Annotated in this window: 5 protein-coding genes and 1 CRISPR repeat array; of the genes, 1 reads left to right on the top strand and 4 read right to left on the bottom strand. The window is 34.3% G+C overall.

From position 1 onward, the window contains the following. Positions 1-314: UDP-N-acetylglucosamine 1-carboxyvinyltransferase (locus ENL20_07715; GenBank protein ID HHE38447.1), on the top strand; the 314-nt coding region annotated here is incomplete at its 5' end. A 63-nt stretch (positions 315-377) separates the two neighbouring features. Further along, positions 378-999: direct repeats of the CRISPR family, unit length 36 nt; unit sequence GTTACAGCTTGACGCCAAAACCTGATTTCCAAAATT. 60 nt (positions 1,000-1,059) lie between these two features. Here the strand turns inward: ENL20_07715 and cas2 are convergent. From cas2 to ENL20_07695, 4 genes are all read right to left on the bottom strand, one after another. Then, on the bottom strand, positions 1,060-1,398 hold the full coding sequence (cas2, locus tag ENL20_07710; protein HHE38446.1) for a CRISPR-associated endonuclease Cas2: 339 nt from the start codon (positions 1,396-1,398) through the stop codon (positions 1,060-1,062). After that, the gene (gene cas1 / locus ENL20_07705) at positions 1,391-2,272 is read right to left on the bottom strand and encodes a type II CRISPR-associated endonuclease Cas1 (GenBank protein ID HHE38445.1); all 882 of its coding nucleotides are present in this window, start codon (positions 2,270-2,272) and stop codon (positions 1,391-1,393) included. Before cas1 ends, cas2 begins: the two co-directional genes overlap by 8 nt. Beyond that, the gene (locus ENL20_07700; GenBank protein HHE38444.1) at positions 2,259-3,398 is read right to left on the bottom strand and encodes a hypothetical protein; all 1,140 of its coding nucleotides are present in this window, start codon (positions 3,396-3,398) and stop codon (positions 2,259-2,261) included. The genes cas1 and ENL20_07700 overlap by 14 nt, the downstream gene beginning before the upstream one ends. A gap of 66 nt (positions 3,399-3,464) precedes the next feature. Beyond that, positions 3,465-3,709: hypothetical protein (locus ENL20_07695; GenBank protein HHE38443.1), on the bottom strand; the 245-nt coding region annotated here is incomplete at its 5' end.

Genomic DNA, 3,709 nt, shown 5'->3' with positions numbered 1-3,709 from the left:
CTCTCGCAAATGGGAAGAGTATTATTAAAGAGACGATTTTCCCTGACCGATTTATGCATGTCCCGGAACTAAATCGACTTCATGCAGATATCAGACTGGAAAAAGGAATTGCTGAAGTACATGGCGTTCCTGAATTGAGCGGAGCAGAAGTTATGGCAACAGATCTGCGAGCAAGTGCTGCTCTGGTTTTAGCAGGATTAGCTGCCAAAGGTCAGACAACAATTTCCAGGATCTATCACATCGATCGCGGATATGACCGGATCGAGAAAAAATTGCAGATGTTGGGTGCTGAAATCAAACGGATTGAGAGTTGATTGGTTGAACTTGTTGAATTAGTTGAATCAGGTTGTAATTCCGAGATTTCTTTCAGAATTAACTTACGAGGAATACACGACTTCAATATTTCCAAAATTCTCAACCTAAACCTTTGCCTTGTGGTTACAACTTGACGCCAAAACCTGATTTCCAAAAATAATGCTACGATAAGTAGCAGCAACTAATCCGTTACAGCTTGACGACAAAACCTGATTTCCAAAATTTCATCCTGACGATTGGGAGCATCCATTTCTGTTACAGCTTGACGCCAAAACCTGATTTCCAAAATTAAAAGAAAAAAAACAGTACGCAAGTTTTGTTACAGCTTGACGCCAAAACCTGATTTCCAAAATTTCGACAGGCTCAACATGACAAGAGAATTTAGTTACAGCTTGACGCCAAAACCTGATTTCCAAAATTCAATCCAAGATTTATGATGATGAACCCGATGTTACAGCTTGACGCCAAAACCTGATTTCCAAAATTTGATATTCATTGCATTAGTGATGGTCTTTAGTTACAGCTTGACGCCAAAACCTGATTTCCAAAATTATTGCCGTTGATAAAGAAAATTGAGAAGGTGTTACAGCTTGACGCCAAAACCTGATTTCCAAAATTAAAGACAAAATAAAATCGGAAGTTTAAACTGTTACAGCTTGACGCCAAAACCTGATTTCCAAAATTACAGGTTGTTTTAAGCCCCTGAAACACGGGGCTTTAACATTTTCAAATGCAGAAAAAAATTTATTTAAACAAGTCAAACAGAACATATTGCTCTGATTTTATTGGTAATTTTCTTTTTTCCCGGTTGAAAAAATTTATGATATTACCATATTGTTTATCTGTAAAAAAGAGAATGCTGACTTTTCCATTGGGAGGAATGTTTGCTTCAATTTTACTAATATAAGCATCTATTTTATCCCTGGTTCCGCAAAATCTCATATAAACGGAAAATTGACTCATTTCAAAGCCTTCATCGAGAAGAAATTTCCTGAATTTTGTTGCTTTTTTTCTATCCTCTGCTTCCGTAACCGGAAGATCGAACATAACCAGCATCCACATTAAGCGATGTCCACTAATCATAAAAGTAAGGTAGTTTTAAAAGGTTTTTATTATTTTTATAAGAAATTGTTAAGGACTGAATTGATTTCTTTAGACAGAGAGAAAGGGTATTGTATTCATTTTCCATTAAAAACTTTTGCTCTAAAATGGATATCAATTCTTTTTTGAAAACAGGATCCAATGAATGTTTATCAGTCATTCTCATTTCCAATATTTTTTTATCTATATATGGTCTGAATGGTTCAATAATATCATCAGCGAGACAAAAAGCATTAAGCTTATTTTTATGATGAATACCAAGAGCAGGAGAAAGACCGGAAGCTACCAGGTAACGGGAAGAACAGGCTCGTAAGATGGCATAACCAAAGTTAAGAAAACTGTTTATTCCCTGTAGATCAAAGTCCCGCCGGAAATTTTTTCCGAAAGCCCTTCTCCAGTATTTTACGGCAGCTTGAGATTCTATATTATCCGGATCACCGGATCTAACCTTTGATATGAGATGATCAAAATCTTTTGCTTCATCTCCGATGAAATTCAGAACCTTTTTCTGATTTAGAATTTTTCTTTTGATAAGAGTTTTCCAGAGATTTTTCTTCAGAGGTAAAGATGTATTTATCTGATGATGGAGTCTGCCGGTAAATTCAAAATTACTGCAATAACTTAACATGTATCCTGCCGGCATAAAATTATTTCCACAAACAATTAACGGAATATTCAGTTCACATAATTTTGCGAGAAGATTGTGTGAATAACTTATACCAAATCCAAGAACAAGTAAGCAATCGATATCCACAAGTGGTTCCCGGGCAATTTCCTGTTCCTTTTCTTTGAGTAGGATAAATCCTCGATAAATACTTAAATGGACATTATTCCTGTTTATTTCAACTATTTTCATTTTTCTTTAACGGGTCGTAAATCCTACCTATAATATCGATACCGATTTTCCGAGCATTTCTTTCTTGTAATTGTTTAACAGAAGTAGCATTAGATTCTTTTTCAGATTTTGCAATTTTATGAACCTGGAAAAATAACCTACCATCAACATTCATTTTTTTTACTCTCAAGATTTTTTTTAATCCATTTTCATCCCAAGCGACCATATCGTTAATAAAAAGCCGCATAATTTTTTTTGCAGTTGGATATTTTTTATGCCAGGCAGGTTCGAACTTCGGTTGATGAGCATAGAACACAGGAATAATTTCAATTTGCCATTTACCCGCTTTTTCAGTTTTATGCGAGCAATAAATATCTGCACAATAGTTATTGCCGGAAGTGTAATACTTATAAATTTTCCCGTCTTTATCTTTTATCGGGATCACGGTTTTCTTGTCTTTTTCCAGATGTATTTTTAATTTTCTTATTCCGTTTGTTTTGAAAAAATCTTCAATAATGGTTTTTATTTCAGTATCAGATTTATTTTCAATTTTATTCAAAAGGTATTCTTTAAATCTTTCATCTGCTATTTCTTGAACTTGTTTTTTTGATTTAAAATAAGATGGATCTTTTCTTACGGAAAGAGTTATTTTCTCTTTTTCAATATCTTCGCTGACAAAACCGTATGCAGTCTCATCATGAAGTTGCCCCACAGTTTTACCTTCTTTTATTGCTTTTTGGGCAAAACCATGATCAGGTTTAAAGGATATGATAATCTCATCTAATAATTTTTCAATTTCTTTATGTTCAAAGTTTTTAAAAGGAGGTGGCATTTTTTCAATAAATCTTTTTCTTGTTTTCTTTGAAGCTCTAGCTATTTTTTGCAGCATGGAACGCGAAGTACAAGCAACAACAAAAGCATCGATTGCATGATGTCTGTGGTCTTTCCTGTTTTTTTCTTTATTATCAGATAATAGTTCATTTAATCCCCACTTACTTCGCAGAAGTGCTGTAAGTTGCCCCGGAATGGCCCAAACATTTTCCGGACCTGAGACATAATTCATATATTCTTTGGCAATTCTACTCATATATTGCGTATCAGTAAGAAGTCGCGAAATTACTTCTCCCTCATCCTTGAATCTTTGCATAGCATCAGGATAAAATCTCCATCTCTTATTTTTGGGAAGATTTTCTGCTCTGGCTACTATATTGTTCTAATTATATCCGGAAGGATTGTTACCAAAAGCTTCAAAAGGACTTCTCTCTCCTTTATCTCGGTTTGCTTGAAAAAAAGAAATGGTTTTATTAACCGGTCTGTCATTAAAAGTTTTTGATTTGGGAAGAATGTGTTCAATCTCAAACTTATTTGAAAATAATTCATTCAACGGAATAATTTTTCCTGAAAACGGACAGCATCTTTTTGCCGGATCAGAATTCAATTCTTCCCATAGTTTATATT

Source organism: Candidatus Cloacimonadota bacterium (genome assembly GCA_011372345.1).
Taxonomy (GTDB): Bacteria; Cloacimonadota; Cloacimonadia; order Cloacimonadales; family TCS61; genus DRTC01.
Note: the sequence above shows the minus strand (reverse complement) of the source record. Positions and strands in the feature narration are given on the sequence as shown.

Excerpts from the sequence above, each read along its gene's own strand:
- cas2 (HHE38446.1), bottom strand. The coding sequence starts at position 1,398 with ATGATTAGTGGACATCGCTTAATGTGGATGCTGGTTATGTTCGATCTT.
- cas1 (HHE38445.1), bottom strand. The coding sequence starts at position 2,272 with ATGAAAATAGTTGAAATAAACAGGAATAATGTCCATTTAAGTATTTAT.
- ENL20_07700 (HHE38444.1), bottom strand. The coding sequence starts at position 3,398 with ATGCAAAGATTCAAGGATGAGGGAGAAGTAATTTCGCGACTTCTTACT.